The sequence below is a fragment of the Solitalea koreensis genome (assembly GCF_900182575.1).
Taxonomy (GTDB): domain Bacteria; phylum Bacteroidota; class Bacteroidia; order Sphingobacteriales; family Sphingobacteriaceae; genus Solitalea; species Solitalea koreensis.
In genome coordinates this window covers 383,712-406,745 of sequence record NZ_FXSZ01000002.1, presented here as the reverse complement: position 1 = coordinate 406,745, position 23,034 = coordinate 383,712, and the positions used below count along the sequence as shown (strand labels likewise).

Sequence of the window (23,034 nt, the reverse complement as noted above, 5' to 3'; positions counted from 1 at the left end):
AGGTAATTGTATTGCCAAAGTGGCTCCATTGATTTAAGTATTATCGAATAGCTGTTATAATGAATTTATCAACCATATACAATTTTTCCAAAGCAATAATCTTAACCACTTTATTAAGTGTTAGTTTAAGTTTTTCATTAAAGGCACAAACAAAAGTATATAACTTGGCCACTTATGGCATTATACCCAATAGTGGAAAAAACAGTACACCGATACTATGGGATCTACTTAAAAAAATTAAAGCACAAACTGCTAATAATGAAAGTGTAGTAATTAAATTTCAAAAAGGCAGGTACGATTTCTATCCCGTTGGTGCAGCAGTTAGAACGTATTATATTTCTAATCATGATCAAGATAATCCCAAAATTGTTGGAATAGCTTTAGAAAAGTTTAAAAACTTAACTGTCGAAGGTAATGGTGCTGATTTAATGTTTCATGGACGGATGCTTCCAATAGCACTTGTAGAGGGCAATAACGTAAAGCTAAAAAATTTAAGTATCGATTTTGAAAGTCCACAAATTGCACAGATAAAAGTTATTGAAAATGATACCATTAATGGACATATTGTTTTTGAAACAGCTCCTTGGGTTAAATACATGATTAAAGATAGCGTATTTTATAATACGGGAGAAGGCTGGCAAATGCAACCCACATCGGGTATAGCATTTGAAAGTGCAACGAAACATATCATTTTTAACAGCGGAGATATTAGGGTGGGAACCAAAGGAGTTACAGAAATATCGCCGGGTAAAATAAAATCGTATCATTGGAAAAACAATAATCTAATTCCAGGTACAGTGATAGCCATGAGAAGCTGGTCACGCCCTGCTCCTGGCATATTTGCACATAAAGGGAAAAACATAAGCTTAAAAAATGTAAAGGTACATTATGCCGAGGGTATGGGATTATTGGCTCAGTTAACAGAAAACATTTATATGGATGGTTTTGGGGTGTGTTTAAGAGGAAAAAATGATCCACGGTATTTTACCACCCAAGCCGATGCTACACACTTTTCTGGTTGTAAAGGGGAAATCATTTCTAAAAATGGACTATATGAAGGGATGATGGATGATGCCATCAACATACATGGCACTTATCTTAAATTGGTAAAAAAAATTGACAGCAAAACAGTGATCGGCAGATATATGCATAGTCAGAGTTATGGATTTGATTGGGGGTATGAAAATGATAGTGTACAGTTTATTCAATCAAAGACAATGGAGTTGTGGGATGCTAAAAATAGAATTTCCTCCATTGTTCCGATACAAGCAAATGAAAATGATCCAATTAAAGAATTCAGGATTGAATTTACAAAGGAACTCAGTGCTGAAATAGATCCCTCGAAACTGGATATCGGAATCGAAAATTTAACATGGACACCTTCGGTGGTTTTTACGGGAAATACAATTCGAAATAATAGAGCAAGAGGTGCACTTTTTAGTACGCCAAAACCAGTATTGGTAGCTCGTAATTTATTTGATCACACTTCTGGATGTGCCATTTTATTATGTGGAGATAGCAATGGTTGGTACGAAACGGGCGCTTGTAGAGATGTCGAAATTAGAGATAATAGGTTTGTGAATGCATTAACCAGCATGTACCAATTTACCAATGCAGTAATATCTATCTATCCAGAAATACCAGACTTGAAAAACCAAAAGAAATACTTTCACTCTGGCATACGGATACAATATAACAAGTTTGAAACCTTTGATCGTCCAATTCTTTATGCGAAATCGGTTAATGGACTAATGTTTAAGGATAATAAAATCACAACGAACAAAGAATATCCGGCATTTCACTTCAATAAGAAGCCAATTAGTTTTAATCGATTAATAGGAACAGAAATCGGTAATAACAAAGTTGATGGAAAATTAACGGATTTGCTAGCTAATTAACCTTTCATTATATCATAACACCAATATCAATCTAAAAAGAATTAACCCGTAACCTAATGTTTAAAAAAGTTAGCAATATCCAAACCGCTAATCAAAGTAAAATCGATTCATTCATCTTTAGGATGCTTTCAAAATCGTTTTCAGTATTTATACTGATGCTTTATGGTGTTAATGCGTTTTCACAACAGTCCAATCCATATCCTCCTAAAAATAACATTTATAAACAAGGTTGGATTGACTTCAATAAGAATAACAAGAAAGATATTTATGAAGATCCGGCGCAGCCGATAGAAAAGCGTATCGAGAATTTGCTTGCACAAATGACACTGGAAGAAAAAACCTGTCAGTTGGCTACCTATTATGGGCATGGAAAGGTTCTCAAAGACAGTTTGCCCACGGCTGCCTGGAAACAGCTGATTTTGAAAGATGGGATTGCCAATATCGATGAGCATATCAACAACACGCCACGAATAAAGGAAAATGAAACGCCTTTTAATAATGCAGTGGCATTGAAGGAAACCCAACGTTTTTTTGTTGAATATACGCGGCTTGGCATTCCGGTAGATTTCACTAATGAAGGGATCCGTGGATTATGCGCTCGACATGCTACCAGTTTTCCGTCCATGAATGCCTTAGGTTGCACCTGGGATAAAGAGCTTGCATTTGAGCAGGGAAAAGTAGAGGGCAAAGAAGCCCGCGCACTGGGCTATACTAATATTTACGCACCCATCCTGGATGTAGTTAGAGATCAGCGCTGGGGAAGATGGGAAGGTGTTCTTGGTGAAGATCCTTTCCTGGTTGCACTTATGGGAGTGGCAATGGCAAAGGGAATCCAGTCAGAGCGTGTTGTTTCTACACCCAAGCATTATGTTGGCTATGGCGACACTAAAGGTGCCCGCCAGTGGGATGCACGTACCGATCCACATATCACTCCATCAGAAATGTATTACATTCATGAGTACCCTTTTCGAAAAGTGTTTCAGGAAGCAGGTGCTTTGGGGGTAATGAGTTCCTATAACGATTACAATGGTGTGCCTATGGCAGGTAATTATTTTTATCTGACTACAAAGCTTAGAAAGGAAATGGGTTTTAAAGGATATGTTGTTTCCGACAGTTATTCTATCGAACGCCTTTCTGATATTCACAAAGTTGCAGCTGATCATAAAGAAGCCTGTTTGCTTGCGCTTAAGGCGGGATTAAATGTAAGAACCGATTTCGATATACCGGATGAATATATTAATAACATCAGAAGCCTGGTGAAGGAAGGAAGAATTCCTGTTCAGCGAATCGATGAGCTGGTGCGCAATGTGTTGTACGTTAAATTTTGGATAGGATTGTTTGATGAGCCTTACTCGGGCAATCCAGCCGAAGCAGAAAAGACCGTTGCCGGGAAGGAGCATTTGGATATTGCATTGCGTGCATCAAGAGAATGTTTAGTGTTGATGAAAAATGATAACAGCATTCTGCCGTTAAAAAATAACTTCAAAAAAATTGCTTTAATTGGCCCGAATGCAAATAGTAATAATTATGTGCCAACGCATTACGGACCAATGGATTATACATTTACCAGTGTGTATGATGGGTTAAAAAACGTATATAAAAACGATCATGTTGAAATTAAATATGCAAAAGGAATTGATCTTGTTTCAAAAGGATGGCCTGAAAATGAATTAATGCCAGACACTTTATCAACCAAAGAAAAAAAATCCATACAGGAAGCTGTAGACATCGCCTCGCAAAGTGATGCTGTTGTGGTTGTACTGGGCGATGGAACAAGCACATCAGGAGAAAGCCGTACCCGAAGCAGTTTAGATTTACCCGGGCATCAGGAACAATTGCTGGAAGCCCTTGTAAAAACCAATAAGCCTGTCATTTTAGTTTTAGTGTGGGGAAGACCTTCTACCATCAATTTTGCAAACAAATATTGTAAAGCAATTTTGAGTGCCCCGTATCCCGGAGCCCAAGGGGGATTAGCCATTGCAGAAGCGTTGAAAGGTGAATATAATCCCGGTGGTAAACTAAATGGAACATGGGTAAAATCTGTTGGTCAGTTGCCATTCAATGTTCCAGCAAAACCGCATGCCAATTGGGAACCCATGGATAATTATTCGGTTGCTAATAAAGGTCTTTTGTATTGCTTTGGATACGGGTTGTCATATACAAAATTTGCATACGACAGCATTGCAGTTGACAGTATAAAAAGTAAAACGGGTAATATTACTGTTAGCTGTAAAATAACGAATACCGGTGCTGTGGAAGGCGATGAAATTGTGCAGTTATACATTAACGATGTAATCAGCTCTACTACAACTTATGAAAAACAATTGCGAGGGTTTGACCGAATTCATTTGAAGTCGGGTGAATCGAAATGGGTACAGTTTAAAATTGTTTCCGATGACCTGGTACTGATCAATGCTGATAATAAAATTGTGGTGGAACCGGGAGAGTTCAGGTTAATGATTGGTGCATCGTATGATGATATCAGATTGCAAAAAAGCTTTTTTGTTACCGGCCAGCTTTCTCAAAAACAAATTGAAGCAAAGAAGGTTCCGGAAAAAAAATCGAAAATGATGCGAGATACGGATGCTGGGATATAAGTAGTGTTGCGTTGGCTTGATTGTAATAAAATAATTGAAAATGATTCGTTTGTTTTTTATACTAACTTTTTGCTTTTGCATAGTGCAAAGTGCTCTATGTCAGAGTGAATCCGTAAGACGTGTTTTTAACTTTAATACCAATTGGGCCTTTTACAGAGGAGATGCAATAGGTGCCGAAGCAATAAATTATGATGATAAAAACTGGACAGAGGTGAGCATACCGCATACCATGCGGCTTGAGAAAAAACACAATGGCGGAAATCGCAATTATCAGGGTATTGCTTGGTATCGCCGCTATTTTAAGCTTAAAAAGTCTGATCAAGGCAAACGTATCACTGTGAACTTTGAGGGCGTGCAAAAAAACTGTGAGGTGTTTCTGAATGGTGAAAAAGTTAACGAACATTTCGGCGGCTATTTAGGGTTCGTGGTGGATATAACGGAAAAGGTAAAGTTTGAGAAAAACAATGTACTTGCTGTTCGGGTCTCTAACATGGATGATCCTTTCACGCCGCCTGGCAAAGCTCAGGCAAAATTGGATTTTAATTACTATGGGGGCATTTACCGTGATGTAACTTTAGTCATTAGCAATAAATTGTATATTTCAGATCCACTTGAAACCGATAAAATTGCGGGTGGGGGTGTATTTGTTACCTTCCCAAAAGTTGAAAAGCAAAGGGCAGAGGTTAACATTAAAACACATATTGTTAATCGCTGCAATGATAATGCAAGCCTTACCCTCATTACGGCCATTAAGGATAAATCGGGGCAGGAAGTGGCTTCTGTCAATTCAAAAGGAACCCTGACTGCCAATTCTGATCAAGAGTATGTTCAAGATTTAGTGGTGAAAAAACCTTCCTTATGGCATCCTGATCACCCTTATTTATATCAACTTGAATCAAGAGTTTATAACGGAAAGGATTTGGTCGACCTTAAAACTACACCCATAGGGATCAGAACTATTTCGTTTAAATCGCCGGCTGGAAAAGCTGATGGATTTTATATTAACGGTGAGAAGCTCTATTTGCGTGGAGCCAACCGTCATCAGAGTTATCAGAATATTGGTGATGCGGCTTCCAATTCTATGCAATGGCGCGATGCCTTGCAAATAAAAAAGGGCGGTTTCAATGCCGTAAGGGCTTCGCATTATCCCCAATCGCCGTCTTTTTTGGATGCTTGTGATCAATTGGGATTGCTGGTGATCGAATGCGAGCCAGGTTGGCAGTTTTTCAGTAAAGATTCGGTTTTTGTTGCCCGGTCATTTCAGCAAATTCGTGAAATGGTTCGACGCGATCGAAATCATCCTTCTGTATTCTTATGGGAAACATCTTTAAATGAATCTCCAACGCCTGATTATTGGGCGAAAGAAGCTGTTCGCATTGCTCATGAGGAAATGCCTAATGACCAAATGTTTACTGCCGATGATTTCTTTGCCAAAGGAAGAAAATATTACGACGTAAGTTATAAAGTAATTAACGAAGACGGAACAGACCCCATGCCAACGATGCCCTCATTGACGCGAGAATGGGGTGATACTTGGATTGCGGATCCTCAAAAGGAAAATGGCTTGCGTGCCTCCCGTATGTACACATCTAAAGGGCTACTTAACCAGTGTGTGTTGCGACAAAAGGCTCTGAATGGTACTATGCTCGAAGATGAAGGTGGATATTGGGATCATGCCCGCCTGGATGCTAATGAGCGTATTGGTGGCTATTTCTTATGGACCTATAACGATTATACACGTGGCTCAGATGCGGTTACGGCGTTTAGTGGAGTGGTGGATATCGATCGCTACGAAAAGTTTGGCTACTATCAGCTGCAGGCTATGCAAGATGCCCGTAATCCGGTATATGGCCCCATGGTTTTTATTGCCAGCTATAATAATCGGCCCGATTTAGACTCTGCATTGGTAGTATTTTCTAATTGCGATAAGGTAAAGCTTTACAGGAATAGCAAATTAATAGGAGAACAAACTAGAGCTGGCAATAGCCCTACGGCCTCTTTTGTAGCAGCCAAAGACGGCAGTCCTTATTATCGATTTAGTGCAGGCAATTATGAGCCGGGCGAATTAAAGGCAGAGGGAATAATTGATGGAAAAGTGGTATGCTCCTATAGTGTTAAAACTCCGGAAACGCCTGATCATCTTGAAATTGAAATAGCCGATCGCGGTATTCAGACAGTTGCCAATGGTTCGGATATGATTCCGGTTTATATCAAAGTTTGTGATAAAAATGGAACGGTAGTTAGTAATGTTGCCCCTTTGCAATCCTATGAACTGAATTTGTCAGTATCGGGAGAAGGGACTCTAATTGGAGCTCATGATCCTCGAGTTAATGTCGCTAACCAACAAGCTGAGGGAGGTATAGGTTATGGAATTATTCGTACTACTGACAAGTCCGGAAAGATAACAGTAAACGCTACAAGTCCTGGACTTAAATCAGCAAATATCAGTTTTCAATCATTGCCGTTTAATGGTATTTGTTTAGCAGATGGCGAACACGTAAAATGGCAGCAAGAGAGTGGAACAAACGATTCTGTGAGTGTTAATGAAATAGCTGTCAAGCAGCCTGTTATTAAACTTTCTGCTGACATGTTTTCACTGTTGGACGGAGGCCGGGATGGACTCGAGAAATTAGCAGATGGCAATCCCCGCACTATTTGGAGAACATTTAGCGATAAGCTACCTATTGAATTGAAAATAGATTTAGGCAAACCTTTCGGTTTATTGGGAAGTCGGATCATATGGGGTAAGGACAGTGACTGGTACACCTATTCCCTTCAAGGATCTTCTGACGGTATCAATTGGGTGGATCTGATTAGCGAAAGGAGAGTATCAGGTCAAGACTATAAGCCTGTATTTTATGAAGCAACACAGGTCCGTTACATCAAAATGAAACTACCTGAGGTGCTGCCGGAAAGGAGCAAAGCTGCAATTGGCGACATTGAGTTGTACGGTTTGCCTCTTTCTTTACCGAATTAATAACCATTAACGAATAGAAAAAGCCGTGTTCATACTAAATGAGGGTTGTTGATTAATAAAAATACTCTTAAGGATGACTGGAGTTAATTGGGTAGGTTGCTAAGCCAAAAATGCCTGTAAACATACATTTTACAGGCATTTTTGGTTTTTTGATATTTTAATTCCGCGGAAAGTGAGGGATTCGAACCCCCGGACCTGTTACAGTCAACGGTTTTCAAGACCGCCGCATTCGACCACTCTGCCAACTTTCCGTCACAAAAGTACAAATTCGGACCATACCTCCAAATTATTTTGAGGTCGGTATGAACTATAAATGACTAGACTATTCATTGACAGACTATTAAATTTCAAACTTTTTTTAATTAACTATTTTTTGAGTGAATTAGTTATTCAAAATGAGCTCTAAACTTGCTTTAGTTCTACATTTCCCGTACGTTTTAATACGCCCCAGTTTATCATTTCGCCTCTGATGGCTTGAAGTATAGCTTTAAATAAGATGTAATACATGAGCTGGCGATAGAAAAAGCGCTGAGGAATTAACAACCAAAGTTTAGCTATATTTTCTTTTTCAAATGAAAAGGCAATTGCGGCTCCAATAGCATCAACAAAAATAAACATCAGGTAATACCCTAATACAAATGATACTCCTCCACTCAATAATGCATAAAGCATTAATAAATCGGCCAAAGGTGAAGCAATTGGTAACAGCAATTGGAAGATCAATACATTTGGAAGCGCAATCATTCCTAATGAACGATAGCGAGGATTAAAACACAGGTTACGATGTTTCCAAAATGACTGCATAATCCCGTATGTCCAACGGAAACGTTGTTGTATGAACATTTTGATTGATTCCGGGGCCTCCGTAACAGCAATAGCATCGGGTGTATACACAACTTTTCCACCATTTTTCAATAAACGAATGGTAAGGTCGCAATCTTCGGCCATGGTATCGGTAGTAAACATTCCGGCTTTATTAATTGAATCTTTTCTGAAGGCCCCGATAGCTCCCGGAATTACGGTAATTCCATTTAGTAAATCAAATGCCCTTCGATCAAAATTTTGAGCGGTAATGTATTCAATCGATTGCCATGCGGTAAGAATATTTATCTGATTACCTACTTTAACGTTTCCGGCCACAGCAATTATTGTTTCGTTTACAAATTTTTTCATCAACTCACCAATAGCGTTGTATTGCAATTGTGTATCAGCGTCTATACAGATGACATATTCGGATCTTGCCTGGGTGATTCCATAGTTTAATGCCGAAGCTTTTCCGCCATTATGTTTTGTGAGCACTTTCACCACATTATTATTCGCGAAAGCTTCCCAAACTTTGTTGTAGGTGTTGTCTTTTGAACCGTCATCAACGAAAATGACTTCAAAGTCCGGATAGGTACTTTTTAGTAGATTGTTAATGGTATTAACAGCATTGACTTCTTCATTATAAGCAGGAACAATAATGCTCACCTTTGGAGTTGCTGAAGACAATACTTCTGATTTTCTTTTTCGTTTCTGTATATAGGCTAATATTCCTATTAATAGCATGCGAACAACCGAAAAAATAATCCCCAAAATAAACACTGCCTCAACAGTATGTTCAAAATAGAACATGACCATTGCTACAACGTAATTTACCTTTGAAAGTAATAAGTCTTTCGAATTGCTAATTACCGGCATTAAATCATCGCGTTTCTTTCCAACTAATTGGGATACAGTGATGAATTTATAGCCTTTATTCTTAAAGTAATGAATAATTTTCGGCAAAGCCTCAATGGTTGCATTCCGATTTCCACCTGAATCATGCAGAAGAATAATACTTCCGAGGTTTTGTTGTTCAACCACGCGTTTAAAAATGGTATCAGCTGTTACGCCAGCTTCCCAGTCGCGTGGATCTATTGATTCTCCAATGGTTAAATAATTATCCTTTTTACTCATTGCTACCGGCTCAATCTCCGCGTAGGTTTGGGGTTCGGCATCAGCGTTGAAAGGAGGACGGAATAACACGGTCGAGTGGCCCGTAATGCATTCTATTAAACGGCGTGTTGAATTCATTTCCAAACGTTGGCGTTCAGGACTAATTTCAGCCATATTGGGATGGGTAAATGAATGATTGCCTATTTCATAACCATCTTTATAAATGGTTTTTAAAAGAGGAATGTTGTTTTCGGCATTTTGTCCGATAACAAAGAACGTGGCCGGGATATGTTCTTTTTTTAGGATATCAAGAATTTGTGGGGTATAACGCTCATCAGGACCATCGTCGAATGAGAGAATTATTTCTTTTTCACCTTTTCCGAATTTTTTTACCACATAGGATGTTGGTAAAGTGATGTATTGTTGTTCTGTAATTAATTGATCTTTAATATTATATGTTAAATTAATTTGACCTTCTGTTGGATAGCTTAAAATATCCAAAACTTCACCTTCTCCAATATAGTCAATGTCGCTAACTGCATGAACATGTTGCATTGCAGTCATATTCAGACCACTTTTGGTACTATCAGAAGAAATATCTTTTTTATAAAAACTCCAAATTCGTGGATCTTCCGAGCCTAACCTCCACAATGAAACTCCTGCAAGTCCTGATTGATCGGCCACTTTCATGGTATTATAGTTCGTGGCAGCATCGGTGAAGAATACAGAATGAGGCACATCCGCATCGTCGAAATATGTATAACTAAGGTTATAATTATTGTTGTCGAATTTTATTTTTCCTTCTGATTCGGCAGCAGTTGTTAACGCTTCCTGATAAGTAACATCAGCAGCTTCTCCGTCTTTAGGCCAATCGTAACCATAAGCAGCCAGACATAGCACCATTTTTTCTTGGGGTACTACTTGTCCGAATTGATCTATTATGTTTTCAACCCATTTTTGTTCAGCAATTGGGCCGGGTCGACTGGTGGCGAAATGTTGGTCATAGGCCATGATGAACAAGTAATCATTATAAATGGAAGCTACTTGTAAGTTATAATCTTCGTTATTAGGTGCGATATCTTGAGAAACTATATAGCCATGGCTGTGCAAAGCATTATATAACTCACGTTGAAATTGAATTAGCTTTTCGTCCGTAGTTTCGGTCAATTCTTCAAAGTCTACATTAATTCCCTGAAGTTTGTTTTTGCTAAGTACGCCAATTACGCTATTAATAAAACGTGCTCGACTTTGAGGCGTTGCAATGATTCGGTGTACGTTTTTACCATTCCATTGTTCATTGGTGAAGTTAGATAACATTGCAACAATTGGAACCTTATGTTGCTGAATCAGCTTAAGAGCTTTTTGATCAATTTTTGATTGTACAATATCGGATGTATCGGTAACAAAAAACCATTCTGGTAAAATCATATTCATTTGGTCAATATGATTTCGTAATGAAGTGAATGATTGAGCGTCCCAGTTTACATAAAATCCGGCTCTGATAGCAGGCTTTTTTTTCACTGAAGTTTTTTTGTGTCCCTGGGCTTTTACGGATTTCGGTTTACTGTCCAACAAAACATTTTTCATGTTTTTATAGGAGATATTTTGATCATTTTTAAAAATGATTGGATCATCAGGATTTAAAATCTTCTTATAGATTAAGTTTTTATTAGCAAGTTTTGGCACCTCGGTACTCGAGTTTCGAAGTAATGCAATTGTGAAAACGATAGCCATACATACTAGGGTGAATAGGAGCATGCGGACCATCCATAAGAAACGGTTCCACCTTTTAGGGTTGGAGGTGTGAAATACTTGAGATTTATGAGCGACCATGCTAAATCAGATTGAATGAATACTATCAAATTAACAACTAGTCAATGAAGAATTGATGAAGAGTTGAGGAGTTTAACCTTTGGGTTGCCATCGAAATTTGGGTTCTTTCTATTTATTCCACCAATGTTTTTTAAATCCTACGAAAACACCTTGTGTATTAGTTAAAACTTCATAATGTTCGAGGTAATCGCCATGTTCCGGTAATCCTTTTCCAGTGTGAATATCAAATTTATGGCGGTGTACAGGGCAAACAATTTGTTGCTGTTCGCACCAACCATTACTTATTCTTCCGCCGGCATGCGGGCATTTATCTTTTACGGCAAAATAGTCGTTGGTTGTTCTTATTACGCAAATCTCTTTTCCTGCAACCTTTACACCTCTGATTGAATTGATAGGTTGAGGCTCGTAGCCATCTTTTTCAAAAATATATATGGGATACCAGTTTAACGACATATTGGATTTATAATTTACGAGTTATTAATTTATGTTATTTTTAACTGCGTGATTATTTTTAAAGTAATATTTTCACGTTGAGATGCTGAACTCTCAGAGAAAATATCTCCGCGCGCTTTTTTTGCGTGATTAATTCTCTCTAAACAAATAATATTCATATGAAAAATAACCATGAGATTGACTACCGGATTTTTGGTGAAGAACTTCAATGTGTAGAAATTGAACTTGACCCTCGGGAAACTGTAATTGCTGAATCGGGTAGTTTTATGATGATGGATCAGGAAGTACAAATGGAAACCATTTTTGGAGATGGAAGTGCTAAGCAAAACAGTTTCATGGATAAGCTTTTTTCTGCAGGTAAACGGCTGTTAACTGGAGAAAGCTTATTTATGACTGCATTTACAAATATTGGATCAGCTAAAAAGCGTGTTACTTTTGCAGCGCCCTATCCCGGTAAAATTATTCCGATGGATCTTAATCGACTGGGAGGTACCTTAATATGTCAGAAAGATGCCTTTTTGTGTGCAGCAAAAGGGGTTTCTATCGGTATTGAGTTTCAGCGTAAATTGGGTACTGGTCTGTTTGGAGGCGAAGGCTTTATAATGGAAAAGCTGGAAGGCGATGGTATGGCATTCGTTCATGCAGGTGGTATGATAATCGAAAAAGAGTTACAGCCTGGTGAAATGATTAAAATCGATACAGGTTGTATCGTGGCCTTTACGCATGAAGTTCAGTACGATATTCAAGTTATCGGTGGTATCAGAAATACCGTTTTTGGAGGAGAAGGTTTGTTTTTTGCCACACTTCGCGGCCCTGGAAGAGTTTGGGTACAATCATTGCCAATTTCTCGACTTGCCGGAAGAATTTTATCGTTAGCAACCGGGCCTAGAAAAGAGGAAGGAAGTATTTTAGGGGGATTTGGTAATTTATTGGATGGGGATTAGGATAGAAAATAGAAGGAGTGAATTCCATTGGATGTTTTATCATTAATCCATTCAATCATTCAATAAATCTCTCATTTTACAATTTTTTCCATTATTAAACCATTAACAGTGAACTTCCTACAAAACGAAAACCTCACTATAAAAGTAAAAACTAGAGGTGCTGAACTTTGCAGCATTATTGATAACAAAACAGGGTTAGAATACATATGGGAGGGCGATCCTGCATTTTGGGGCAAACATGCTCCCATTCTTTTTCCTATAGTTGGCAAGCTAAAAAACGATACTTATTTCTTTAATGGAAATGAATATAAAATGACTCAACACGGTCTTGCCCGTGATCTTGATTTTGAACTTTCAGTATCCACTTCAAGTTCTTTGCAGTTTACTTTAAAAAGTTCTGCTGAAACTAAAAAAATCTATCCGTTTGATTTTAAATTAGATGTAGTATTTACTCTTAATCAATATATACTTTCGGTAACAAGCTGCGTTACTAATACCGGAGCTGATGAAATGTATTTTTCAATAGGCTATCATCCGGCTTTTAAAATTCCACTGTCAGAACAAGAGTCATATGATGATTATTCCCTTGAATTTAATGAAGTAGAAAACCTGAAGAGATGGAATGTTGAGGGTGGTTTAATTGGTAATGAAGGATCGCAGATTCTTAATCAAGAACAAAAAATTCCGTTAACGCGAAAATTGTTTGAACAAGATGCCATCGTGTTAAAAAGGCTTGCTTCAGATGAAATTAATATAAAAAGTTCAATAGGAAATCACGGCGTAACTTTCAGGTTCAAAGATTTTCCGTACTTCGGAATTTGGTCTAAGACGGGGGCTGATTTTGTATGCCTCGAACCATGGCAAGGGATTGCAGATAAGGTTGATACCAATCAAAACTTAACAGAAAAGGAGGGGATAATTAAACTCTTCGCAAACGAGCAGTTTCAATGTGGATACTCCGTTCTTGTTTTTTGATAAAGCGGTTTAAAATCTCAAAAAAGCTTAACACAGCCCATTTTATTTTTAAATCTATTGTATTTATTTAAATTTGGGCTCCCAGAATAAAACTATGTCAGAAGTAGCAGAATTAAAATTAGGAGGTAAAGTATATCAACTTCCGGTAATTACAGGAACTGAAAACGAAAAAGCCATCGATATTACTAAGCTGAGAGATATGAGTGGTTATATTACACTCGACTCAGGATACAAAAACACAGGTGCCACTAAAAGTGCCATTACGTTTTTGGATGGTGAAGAAGGTATTTTAAGATATCGTGGTTATCCGATTGAGCAACTTGCAGAAAAATCAACTTTTCTTGAAGTTGCATATTTGTTGATTTACGGGGAACTGCCTACCAAGAAACAATTAGAAGATGTGGCTTATGCGATTAGTCGTCATACGCTTATTCATGAAGATATGAAAAAGTTTTTTGATGGTTATCCATCAAAAACCCATCCAATGGGTCAATTAGCTTCATTGGTTTGTTCATTATCATCTTTCTACCCTGAATCTTTAAACCCAAACCCTACCAAGGAAGAAACCGAATTAACCATGCTGAAATTGGTGGCTAAAATGCCAACAATTGTTTCATGGATTTTTAAAAAGGCTATCGGTCATCCATTGATGTATCCTCAAAATAAATTCGATTATGTATCGAATTTCTTATATATGACTTTTGGGCATCGGACCGAGGAATATAAGATGGATCCGGTTTTGGTGGATGCAATGAATAAATTATTGATCCTTCATGCTGATCACGAACAAAACTGTTCTACTTCTACAGTACGTATGGTGGGTTCATCAGATTGTAATTTATATGCTTCAGTAGCTGCAGGTATTACAGCATTGTGGGGCCCTCTTCATGGTGGCGCAAATCAGGCTGTAATTGAGATGCTTGAAACCATTAAAAACGATGGCGGCGACGTTGATAAATGGGTGGCTAAAGCAAAAGATAAAAACGATCCATTCCGTTTGATGGGATTTGGACACAGGGTTTACAAAAATTTCGATCCGCGTGCTAAGATCATCAAAAAAACTTGCGATGATGTATTGGCTAAATTGGGTATTAATGATCCGGTATTAGGGATTGCGAAACGACTCGAAGAAGTTGCCTTGAATGATGAGTATTTCATCTCACGTAAATTATATCCAAACGTTGATTTTTATTCGGGTATCATTTATCGTGCAATGGGCTTCCCAACGGATATGTTTACTGTATTATTTGCTTTGGGTCGTCTGCCTGGTTGGATTGCTCAATGGAAAGAAATGCGTGAAAACAATGAACCAATTGGTCGTCCTCGTCAGGTTTATACAGGAGAAATTGCTCGCGAATATGTTTCAATGGAAAACCGCTAGTTAATTACTTTTAATAAAAACAAAGAACCTCCCGGATTTCCGGGAGGTTCTTTGTTTTTAACTATTAAAGGCGCCCTTGGTTTTGGTAATCTTTCGCACCTGTCGGTGAAATCCTTCGATGGTGTTGGTGCTATAGATCAGCTTGCGGATCGATTCCTGGTACTGAAGTAGGTGCTGAGTTTCCCCCGGTTGTTGCGCAAGGATTGTGGATTGAATCAACAGTTTATGTTATAAAAAAAAGCCGATTCAATTTGATCGGCTTTATAAACTATTATTCAAATTCATCTATGATGATTTTCTTCTTGAAAGTTCATCACGAATTTTTGCAGCTTTTTCATAAGCTTCTTCATCGAGAGCAAATTTGAGTTGGTTTTTTAGTTCTTCGTCCGATAAGGAGGCGTAACTACTTGCTTGCGATGAAACTTTTTCTTCTTTGGTATCTGCATTATCGAGAAAGATGAATTGATCACCTTCAATGGTTACTCCGGCCTGAGCCAAAATAAATTCGTATGTATAGATAGGGCAGTTAAAACGAACGGCTAATGCTACTGCATCTGAGGTACGCGCATCAACTTCTTCAACTTTTTTACCGTCTGTACAAATCAACTTAGCATAGAAAATACCTTCAATAAGGTTGTAAATAATTACTTCTTCTACAGTGATTTTAAACGCGCCGGCAAAGGTTTTAAAAAGATCATGAGTTAATGGTCGGGTAGGGGTAATCTTTTCAATTTCTATGGCGATTGCCTGAGCTTCAGTGCTACCAATTATAATTGGTAATCTACGGCGTCCATTTACCTCACCCATTACTAAAGCATAAGCTCCAGATTGAGTTGGGCTGTATGATAAACCTACAATATCAAGTTTGATCTTTTTCATTTAAAGTAAAAAATGTCGTTCGGTACTAAATACCAAACGACAGGTCAAATATAAGCTTTAGAAATTTCTTATAGGTTAAAAAATTACGCAGCTTCTTTGAATTTTCTGATTGCTTCAATCAGTTTTGGAACCACTTCAAAAGCGTCTCCGACAATACCGTAATCGGCAACTTTAAAGAACGGGGCTTCAGCATCCTTATTAATTACAACAATAACTTTTGATGAACTAACACCTGCTAAATGCTGAATAGCACCTGAAATACCAATTGCAATATACAAATTAGGGCTCACTGCAATGCCTGTTTGTCCCACGTGTTCTTCATGAGGGCGCCAGCCTGCATCCGAAACTGGTTTTGAGCAAGCTGTTGCAGCACCTAACAGATTTGCTAACTCTTCAATCATTCCCCAGTTTTCAGGACCTTTCAATCCACGACCAGCGGATACTACCAACTCAGCATCAGGTAAGGATACTTTATCGGATGCACGTACAATTTCACGAACCATTACCTGAAAATCACTTTCAGCAGCTGTTGATTCAAATGCTGTTATTTCAGCAGTGACCGGTTTTTCAACTACTTTATAAGAGTTGGGTACCAATGAAATGATTTTACGGTCAGAAGTTAATTCAACATGAGCAAATGCTTTACCGGAGAAGGCATTTTTCTTTACATTGAATTTACCATCAGTCATTTCAGGAAGTTCAACGGCACCATCAACAAGACCGGCTTCTAATTTCACCGCAATGCGAGGAGCTAGGCCTTTACCTGAAAAACTAGCTGAAAGTACCACTACTTTTGCATCTTCCGTTTTCGCTGCACTTGCAATAATTGATGCATATGCTTGATTTACGAATGTCTTCAATTTTTCGTTGCTCACAAATAATACTTTGTTTGCACCATATTTACCTAAATCAGCTAAAGTTGCATCTGCAACATTTCCAATTGAGATGGCTACCAGGTTTGTATTTAATTTGTCTGCTACTTCTTTTGCATATGAAACTGCTTCAAAAGTTGATTTTTTAAACTTTCCTTCGGCATTTTCAACATATACTAAAACTGACATATTTTATTTTTTAAAATTTTGTGTTATTAGAAACATTAACGTTAAAGTTATCGGCTTAAATTAGATCACTTTAGCTTCTGAGTGAAGGGCTTCAACTAATTTAGCTGGATCAGCAGCATCAATCATTTTTACATTACCACGAGCAGCTGGTGTTTCATAAGCTGTTACCTGTGCAAGTTTTGCAATCTCAATAGGTTCAACTACAGAAAGCGGCTTTGTCCTTGCCGACATAATACCACGCATATTTGGAATTTTAGGTTCAGCAACGCCTTCAGCACAACTTGATATAAATGGCATTGGGGTAGAAATAACTTCTTTTCCACCTTCAATTTCACGTTCTATAACAACAGTTTCACCATCAACGGTAATTTTTTTAACAATTGAAATGGATGGGATGTTTAAAAATTCTCCTACCATTGCTGCTACTTGAGAACCATTGTAATCAATCGATTCACGACCGGTAAGTATCATATCATATGAACCTTCTTGAGCAATTTTGGCGATTTGTTTGGCAACAAAATAAGCATCTCTAGGGGCTGCATTTATACGGATAGCGTCATCAGCACCAATGGCTAGCGCTTTACGTATAGTAGGCTCTGTTGTGGCTTCTCCAACATTCACAACAGTAACTGTTCCATTTCCTCCTTCACAAAGTTCAATTGCTCGAGCCAGTGCAATTTCATCATAAGGATTAATAATGTACTGAACGCCCGCAGTGTTGAATTGGGTATTGTTGTCGGTAAAGGTTATTTTTGTTGTTGTGTCAGGTACGTTACTAATACAGACTAATACTTTCATAATTGTTTATTGATAACTTTTGGGATTTTGATTTTTTAGGCATGCGTATAAATATACAAAGCAAATCGAAATAATATTTTTTGATTTAGTGCTATTCTCCAAAAATACCTAAAAACCTAGTAAATTAAAACCCGGTCGATCTTGAACTTTAGTTATGATCTTGATAATTTAAATAGAAATAAAATAAATTAATGTAATGCAGCCGAGCAGATTAACACAATTACAGACATTTTTAGAAAATGAGCCCAATGATTCATTCTTAAAATATGCCATTGCAACAGAGTATCTTAAGCTTAATGATCTTGATGAAGCGTTGAAGTATTTTACCGATTTAGTTAAATCGGATGAGAGTTACGTTGGAACTTATTATCATTTAGGTAAGTTATATGAAAAATTAGAACAAAGAGAAAATGCTGAAACTACTTATCGAAAAGGTTTACTGGTAGCACGTAAAGCTAGTAAAATGCACGCGGCTTCTGAATTGCAACAAGCATTGAACTCTTTGTTGGGCTTGGATTATGAAGATGATTAAACTAAATTCAACCTTGAATAGTATTAAACCTACAGACTACTAAAATATTGACCAAGCGCCAATTAATATTTCTGAAAGATATCTTAAAATACACATTGACGGCATTTGGTGGGCCACAAGCTCATTTTGCAATGATGTTAAGAACCTTTGTTCAAAAAAGAAATTACCTAAGTGAAAATGAGCTCGTCGAACTGTATGCACTTTGCCAGATGCTTCCAGGGCCTGCTTCTACGCAAACGGTAACAGCCATTGGTTATAAGTTTGGAGGTATGAAAATAGCCATAATTACTTTTCTCATCTGGTTGCTACCGGCTGCTGTAATGATGGGTTTTGCAGCAATTGCATTGAGTTATTTTTCTTCAACCATAGAAGTTTCTCCGTTACTGAAAATTGTTGAGCCAATGGCGGTTGGCTTTGTGGCTTACGCGGCATATGTTTTGGCTGAAAAAGTATTAAAATCTGGTTTCGCAATTGTAATTTCAATTGCGGCTTTAATCCTAACTCTACTGTTTCACAGCCCGTATTTGTTTCCTTTATTGATTTTTGTTGGAGCAGCTTGTTCGGCCTTGCTTAATAATGATAAGGACGAACGTAAATTAAGTGAACGTTTAGTCGTAAATGTAAATAAAAAGAAAGTAGCATATTTCTTTGGTATCCTCATCTTCTTTGCACTCTTGGGAGCCTTTATTAACCGAACATCTTTTTTCAGTTTACCAGTACGTTTGTTTGAGAACTTCTATAGAAACGGCTCACTGATTTTTGGCGGTGGACAAGTACTGATTCCATATATGTACACCGAATTTGTACAAATGAAGCATTACCTTACCACGCAGGAATTTCTTTCCGGCTACGCCTTACAGCAAATAGTGCCAGGACCTGTTTTTTCATTTAGTTCATTTTTAGGTGGGATGGCAGTTAAAAATTCAGGTATAAGTGGGAAGATATTAGGAAGTTTTGCTGCGGTTTTAGGTATTAATCTGCCAGGGTTAATATTGATCTTGTTTATAATTCCGTATTGGAATGTTTTGAAGAAGATTACACATGTAAAAAACTCGTTGGCAGGGGTTAATGCTGTATCAGTAGGGTTTGTAACAGCTGCCTTTTTTTTACTTCTTAAGCCTATTGGAATTAATTATCTTTCAGTAGCCGTAATGGTGTGTACGTTTGGACTACTTAAGTTTACAAAAATACCCGCAGCACTTATCGTGATCTGCGGGCTTGTAATAGGGTTTTTTATTTAAAACCAATAATGGTTTTATACTATAATCCATGTGGGAATTAAAACGGTACATTGTCGTCATCATCATGCTTGTCCCAGTTTTTGGAAGCAAGTGTGATTGTGCCGGATCCTGCACTTTCAAGGTTATTAAAGTTGGAAGATGGAGATAAAGGAGACAATCCTGAGTCATTGCTGAATCCAAAATTATCCTCTTCAAGATCGGAGAATTTAATGTATTTTCCTTGGAATCGAAGAGGAACGGTATCCAATGAACCATTACGGTGTTTAGCGATAATTACTTCGGCAACGCCTGCGGTTGATCGTCCACTTTCATCTTGCGTGAAGCCATAGTACTCCGGACGATAAAGGAATATTACCATATCGGCATCCTGCTCAATAGATCCAGACTCACGTAAATCGGATAGCATTGGCTTTTTATCGCCACCACGCGTTTCAACAGCCCGGCTTAGCTGCGAAAGTGCAATTACCGGAACGTTCAATTCTTTGGCAATTCCTTTTAAGGAACGTGAAATAGCACTAATTTCTTGTTCACGATTGCCACCTTTTTCACTTGAACCATGCATCAGCTGTAAATAGTCGATTACGATCATTTCGATGCCATAATGCTGTTTCATACGGCGAACTTTTGCACGAAGTTCAAAAATATTCAGGGCAGGCGTGTCATCTATATAAATAGGAGCGGTGGCTAATTTTCCAATTTTTGAATGGAGTTGTTGCCATTCATGTTGTGCCAAATTCCCTTTTTTAAGCTTTTCAGATTCAAGTTCAGCTTCACCAGAAATCAAACGATTAACCAATTGAACCGACGACATTTCGAGTGAGAATACGGCTACAGGTTTGTTAAAACCAACAGCTGCGTTTCTGAGTGCACTTAAAATAAATGCTGTTTTACCCATTGCAGGACGAGCAGCAACAATTACTAAGTCGGATCTCTGCCAACCGGAAGTAACGCGATCTAAAGCAGTAAACCCGGAAGGAACGCCTGTTAGCCCATCAGGTCTGTCTTTTAAACTTTCAATCTCCGTGATTGATTTTTTAATCAAATCAGACATGCTTTCCGCGTTTCTACGCAAGTTACCTTCAGTAATTTTAAAAAGATCGCCTTCTGCTTTATCAAGTAGTTCAAAGATATCGGTTGTATCTTCATAAGCCATATTTACTGTATCTGTTGAGATACGGATGAGCTCGCGCTGAAGATATTTTTGTGTTATGATCCTTGCATGAAATTCGATATTGGCAGCTGAGGCAATTCGATTGGTAAGTTCAGTAATATAATATGCCCCTCCAACTAATTCTAATTCAGCTTTTTGACGTAACTGATTCGTTACGGTAAGTATGTCAATAGGTTGGGAATTATTATAAAGATCGATAATGGCCTGATAAATTTTTTGATGAGCATCTTTATAAAATATTTCTGGCCGTAAAAACTCAATAACAGAAGTTAATGCGTTTTTTTCGATCATAACAGAACCTAATACGGCTTCTTCTAATTCAATTGCTTGGGGCTGTAATTTACCTCCTGGAAGGGTAGTGGAGAATTGTCGGGCTGTTCTTCTATCATTTTTTTGGCGTTGAGTTCCTTTAGGGTCGAAGTTATCAGTCATACAATTTGGGTTCCTTGTTTCTTATGTTTTGAGTGTGCAAATATATTTAATTCAATTGGCAGGAGACCTTTTTTATTATAAACACCGGAAAAACACACATAAGATCCTGCTCTCAAGGGTAATTAAATTTGGTGTACTTATTAACATGAATTGTTGATAAACTGTTGGTAGTGTAATTAATTTGCAGATAATCACTTGTTTAGTAATTTGTTTGAGGGTGTGTTGATAACTCTTTAAATGTGAAAATATGGGGGTTAAAACAAAATGTTAAATAATATAAAACGGTAAAACGGCAAAAAATGGCTTTTTGGTATTATTAGCGCCGATTTTGAACTGTTTTTTAAAAATGGCGCTTTGAAACGAAATGTAAAAAAACTACCATTTACTTCTATTAGGCTCCCATTTGAACGGCTGTAATGATGCCTCCTGTTTCAATAACTACCACTTGCCTGTATAAAACCCTGTAAATACACCATTTCAGCTATAAAAACGAAGTTTAAGGGCCTTTTAAGAACAGCTTAAATGACCTTTAAAAGCCCTAAACATTGGATATGTTTAGGGCTTTTTTATGTTCTATAAAATGTATAAAAACTGAATTAGGCGGACACTTAGGCGGACACTTAGACGGACATTTTGTGAGTTAAAAATATGATTGGTATATGCACTTAGTGGGTGTATATGGTCATTAATTGTATTAAATACAATATATATAGTACCTCTTATGACATTAGTGTTTTATAGCAAAACAGCAGTAGTTTACTGAATACTAGTTCATTACGATTTTTAATACTAATGTAAGTGTGTGTGTGATTTTGTGTAAATAACGAATTGTAAACTAATCCAATCTAATAACACCGACAACAATAGCGACTTGCCGTATTGATGTTTTAGGAAGCATAAATGGAGGGTAATACTCTTTGTTATCTGATCTGCATTCTAAATGATCATCGCTTTTGTTGCTTTCAAAAAGGCGTTTAACTAGAGGTCCCTGATCGGTATCAAGTACATACACTTTGCCCCATTGAAAAAAGGTTAAATCTGTAACCGGGCGGCAGGCTAACAGATCCCCATTGCTGTACTTAGGATACATGCTGTTCCCGCTTACTCTAATCAAATATTTAGCACCTTTTTGAGCGAAATCAGGCACATGATATTTTTCCGATAAGTCATTCTCCAATATCTGCACATCCCCTTTGCCATAACCGGCCATTGCTTCTATTGGAATGAGCGGAATCCCTTTGGTTTTTATCTTTCCATGTTCATTTGTTGATAATATAGCTGCCGGGATGTCTGATTTTATCGGGCTTTCCTCATTATCTCCAAGCAGCCACTCGAAACTTATATCGAGTTTAGAGTGAAGTGCTTTTAAAAATTCTAATTTGGGAACAATCCTCGTTCGGTAGTTTCTAATATTGGCCTCACTCGTATCCATCTCTTTTGCAAATTTTGAGTTATTGTCGTCAAAATACTTGATCGCTATCTCGTTGATTTTCTTAGTTATATCATTCATATTTTACCGAATGCATGATTATTCGAAAGTATTTTCGAAATATACTTTGATATTTCGAAATAAGTTTCGATGTTTGTCGTGTTGATAGTTCGAATATAGTTATTAAAAACAAGACAGAAATGAAAGCGAAAGAAATTAGGGAAAAGTACCCGCTCAACTTTGGCCCATATAAAATGAAGGAAAAGCCAACCGAGAAAGAAGTTAAAGGAATGGAGCTGTACAGATGTTGCTTGTTTGAGCTTTACCAGTCAATACGTAAAGGTGATTGGACCTTGGTTGGAGAAATCGTGGGCATTAGTGCTGATTATGCTCAAAAAGCTTTTGATCGTGGAGGCTCAGCCTATCATAATGAAGTAGTAGATGCACTGGAGGAAATAATTGAAAGCCGCAAACACTTATTGCGAAATAGAAAAACCAAATAATAAGAATTAAAAA

The 23,034-nt window shown here is 37.6% G+C and carries 16 protein-coding genes and 1 tRNA gene; 9 read left to right on the top strand and 8 right to left on the bottom strand.

What is annotated here, in order from left to right; translation table 11 throughout:
• Nucleotides 1-59 precede the first annotated feature (59 nt).
• The 3 genes from FN756_RS04880 to FN756_RS04870 all read left to right on the top strand — a co-directional run bounded on the left by FN756_RS04880 (nucleotide 60) and on the right by FN756_RS04870 (nucleotide 7,472).
• Nucleotides 60-1,898 carry an alpha-1,3-galactosidase-related protein gene (locus tag FN756_RS04880; RefSeq protein ID WP_246085424.1) on the top strand — a complete coding sequence of 613 codons (1,839 nt, stop codon included), beginning with the start codon at nucleotides 60-62 and terminating at the stop codon, nucleotides 1,896-1,898.
• A 56-nt stretch (nucleotides 1,899-1,954) separates the two neighbouring features.
• The gene (locus tag FN756_RS04875; protein WP_221929015.1) at nucleotides 1,955-4,495 is read left to right on the top strand and encodes a glycoside hydrolase family 3 N-terminal domain-containing protein; all 2,541 of its coding nucleotides are present in this window, start codon (nucleotides 1,955-1,957) and stop codon (nucleotides 4,493-4,495) included.
• Nucleotides 4,496-4,577: 82 nt separating this feature from the next.
• Entirely contained in the window at nucleotides 4,578-7,472 is a 2,895-nt protein-coding gene (locus tag FN756_RS04870; RefSeq protein ID WP_185955178.1) for a glycoside hydrolase family 2 TIM barrel-domain containing protein, read from the top strand.
• Nucleotides 7,473-7,638: 166 nt separating this feature from the next.
• Here FN756_RS04870 and FN756_RS04865 read toward each other — a convergent pair.
• The 3 genes from FN756_RS04865 to FN756_RS04855 all read right to left on the bottom strand — a co-directional run bounded on the left by FN756_RS04865 (nucleotide 7,639) and on the right by FN756_RS04855 (nucleotide 11,675).
• Nucleotides 7,639-7,723 (bottom strand) — tRNA-Ser (locus FN756_RS04865).
• A gap of 151 nt (nucleotides 7,724-7,874) precedes the next feature.
• On the bottom strand, nucleotides 7,875-11,123 hold the full coding sequence (locus FN756_RS04860; RefSeq protein WP_246085423.1) for a polysaccharide deacetylase family protein: 3,249 nt from the start codon (nucleotides 11,121-11,123) through the stop codon (nucleotides 7,875-7,877).
• A 207-nt stretch (nucleotides 11,124-11,330) separates the two neighbouring features.
• Nucleotides 11,331-11,675 carry a Rieske (2Fe-2S) protein gene (locus FN756_RS04855; protein WP_142601965.1) on the bottom strand — a complete coding sequence of 115 codons (345 nt, stop codon included), beginning with the start codon at nucleotides 11,673-11,675 and terminating at the stop codon, nucleotides 11,331-11,333.
• Nucleotides 11,676-11,833: 158 nt separating this feature from the next.
• Here FN756_RS04855 and FN756_RS04850 point away from each other — a divergent pair, with 158 nt between their 5' ends.
• The 3 genes from FN756_RS04850 (at nucleotide 11,834) to FN756_RS04840 (ending at nucleotide 14,975) form a co-directional block, all read left to right on the top strand.
• Complete coding sequence (locus FN756_RS04850; protein WP_142601963.1) at nucleotides 11,834-12,619, top strand: TIGR00266 family protein; 786 nt, start codon at nucleotides 11,834-11,836, stop codon at nucleotides 12,617-12,619.
• A gap of 108 nt (nucleotides 12,620-12,727) precedes the next feature.
• Nucleotides 12,728-13,594 carry an aldose 1-epimerase family protein gene (locus FN756_RS04845; protein ID WP_185955177.1) on the top strand — a complete coding sequence of 289 codons (867 nt, stop codon included), beginning with the start codon at nucleotides 12,728-12,730 and terminating at the stop codon, nucleotides 13,592-13,594.
• Nucleotides 13,595-13,688: 94 nt separating this feature from the next.
• Nucleotides 13,689-14,975 (top strand): citrate synthase, encoded by a 1,287-nt coding sequence (locus FN756_RS04840; RefSeq protein WP_142601960.1) that lies wholly within the window; start codon nucleotides 13,689-13,691, stop codon nucleotides 14,973-14,975.
• A gap of 285 nt (nucleotides 14,976-15,260) precedes the next feature.
• Here FN756_RS04840 and FN756_RS04830 read toward each other — a convergent pair whose 3' ends face one another.
• From FN756_RS04830 to FN756_RS04820, 3 genes are all read right to left on the bottom strand, one after another.
• Nucleotides 15,261-15,854, bottom strand: coding sequence for a bifunctional nuclease family protein (locus FN756_RS04830; RefSeq protein WP_142601958.1), 594 nt, complete (start codon nucleotides 15,852-15,854; stop codon nucleotides 15,261-15,263).
• 83 nt (nucleotides 15,855-15,937) lie between these two features.
• Nucleotides 15,938-16,915, bottom strand: coding sequence for an electron transfer flavoprotein subunit alpha/FixB family protein (locus tag FN756_RS04825; RefSeq protein WP_142601956.1), 978 nt, complete (start codon nucleotides 16,913-16,915; stop codon nucleotides 15,938-15,940).
• Between the two features lie 60 nt (nucleotides 16,916-16,975).
• On the bottom strand, nucleotides 16,976-17,713 hold the full coding sequence (locus FN756_RS04820; RefSeq protein WP_142601954.1) for an electron transfer flavoprotein subunit beta/FixA family protein: 738 nt from the start codon (nucleotides 17,711-17,713) through the stop codon (nucleotides 16,976-16,978).
• Between the two features lie 196 nt (nucleotides 17,714-17,909).
• On the opposite strand from FN756_RS04820, the gene FN756_RS04815 reads away from it, so the two are divergent.
• Nucleotides 17,910-18,245 carry a tetratricopeptide repeat protein gene (locus FN756_RS04815; protein WP_142601952.1) on the top strand — a complete coding sequence of 112 codons (336 nt, stop codon included), beginning with the start codon at nucleotides 17,910-17,912 and terminating at the stop codon, nucleotides 18,243-18,245.
• A gap of 47 nt (nucleotides 18,246-18,292) precedes the next feature.
• Nucleotides 18,293-19,486, top strand: a complete 1,194-nt coding sequence (gene chrA, locus FN756_RS04810) for a chromate efflux transporter (protein ID WP_142601950.1) — start codon at nucleotides 18,293-18,295, stop codon at nucleotides 19,484-19,486.
• Between the two features lie 37 nt (nucleotides 19,487-19,523).
• Here the strand turns inward: chrA and dnaB are convergent, their stop codons facing one another.
• Nucleotides 19,524-21,089, bottom strand: a complete 1,566-nt coding sequence (dnaB, locus tag FN756_RS04805; RefSeq protein ID WP_142601948.1) for a replicative DNA helicase — start codon at nucleotides 21,087-21,089, stop codon at nucleotides 19,524-19,526.
• 835 nt (nucleotides 21,090-21,924) lie between these two features.
• On the bottom strand, nucleotides 21,925-22,599 hold the full coding sequence (locus FN756_RS04800; RefSeq protein ID WP_142601946.1) for a S24 family peptidase: 675 nt from the start codon (nucleotides 22,597-22,599) through the stop codon (nucleotides 21,925-21,927).
• A gap of 119 nt (nucleotides 22,600-22,718) precedes the next feature.
• Between FN756_RS04800 and FN756_RS04795 the strand changes: the two genes are divergently transcribed.
• Nucleotides 22,719-23,021 (top strand): hypothetical protein, encoded by a 303-nt coding sequence (locus FN756_RS04795; protein WP_142601944.1) that lies wholly within the window; start codon nucleotides 22,719-22,721, stop codon nucleotides 23,019-23,021.
• The last annotated feature ends 13 nt before the right edge of the window (nucleotides 23,022-23,034 follow it).

Coding starts and splice junctions, on each gene's coding strand:
- FN756_RS04880 (WP_246085424.1), top strand. CDS start 60: ATGAATTTATCAACCATATACAATTTTTCCAAAGCAATAATCTTAACC.
- FN756_RS04875 (WP_221929015.1), top strand. CDS start 1,955: ATGTTTAAAAAAGTTAGCAATATCCAAACCGCTAATCAAAGTAAAATC.
- FN756_RS04860 (WP_246085423.1), bottom strand. CDS start 11,123: ATGGCTATCGTTTTCACAATTGCATTACTTCGAAACTCGAGTACCGAG.
- FN756_RS04855 (WP_142601965.1), bottom strand. CDS start 11,675: ATGTCGTTAAACTGGTATCCCATATATATTTTTGAAAAAGATGGCTAC.
- FN756_RS04850 (WP_142601963.1), top strand. CDS start 11,834: ATGAAAAATAACCATGAGATTGACTACCGGATTTTTGGTGAAGAACTT.
- FN756_RS04840 (WP_142601960.1), top strand. CDS start 13,689: ATGTCAGAAGTAGCAGAATTAAAATTAGGAGGTAAAGTATATCAACTT.
- FN756_RS04830 (WP_142601958.1), bottom strand. CDS start 15,854: ATGAAAAAGATCAAACTTGATATTGTAGGTTTATCATACAGCCCAACT.
- FN756_RS04825 (WP_142601956.1), bottom strand. CDS start 16,915: ATGTCAGTTTTAGTATATGTTGAAAATGCCGAAGGAAAGTTTAAAAAA.
- FN756_RS04820 (WP_142601954.1), bottom strand. CDS start 17,713: ATGAAAGTATTAGTCTGTATTAGTAACGTACCTGACACAACAACAAAA.
- FN756_RS04815 (WP_142601952.1), top strand. CDS start 17,910: ATGCAGCCGAGCAGATTAACACAATTACAGACATTTTTAGAAAATGAG.
- dnaB (WP_142601948.1), bottom strand. CDS start 21,089: ATGACTGATAACTTCGACCCTAAAGGAACTCAACGCCAAAAAAATGAT.
- FN756_RS04800 (WP_142601946.1), bottom strand. CDS start 22,599: ATGAATGATATAACTAAGAAAATCAACGAGATAGCGATCAAGTATTTT.
- FN756_RS04795 (WP_142601944.1), top strand. CDS start 22,719: ATGAAAGCGAAAGAAATTAGGGAAAAGTACCCGCTCAACTTTGGCCCA.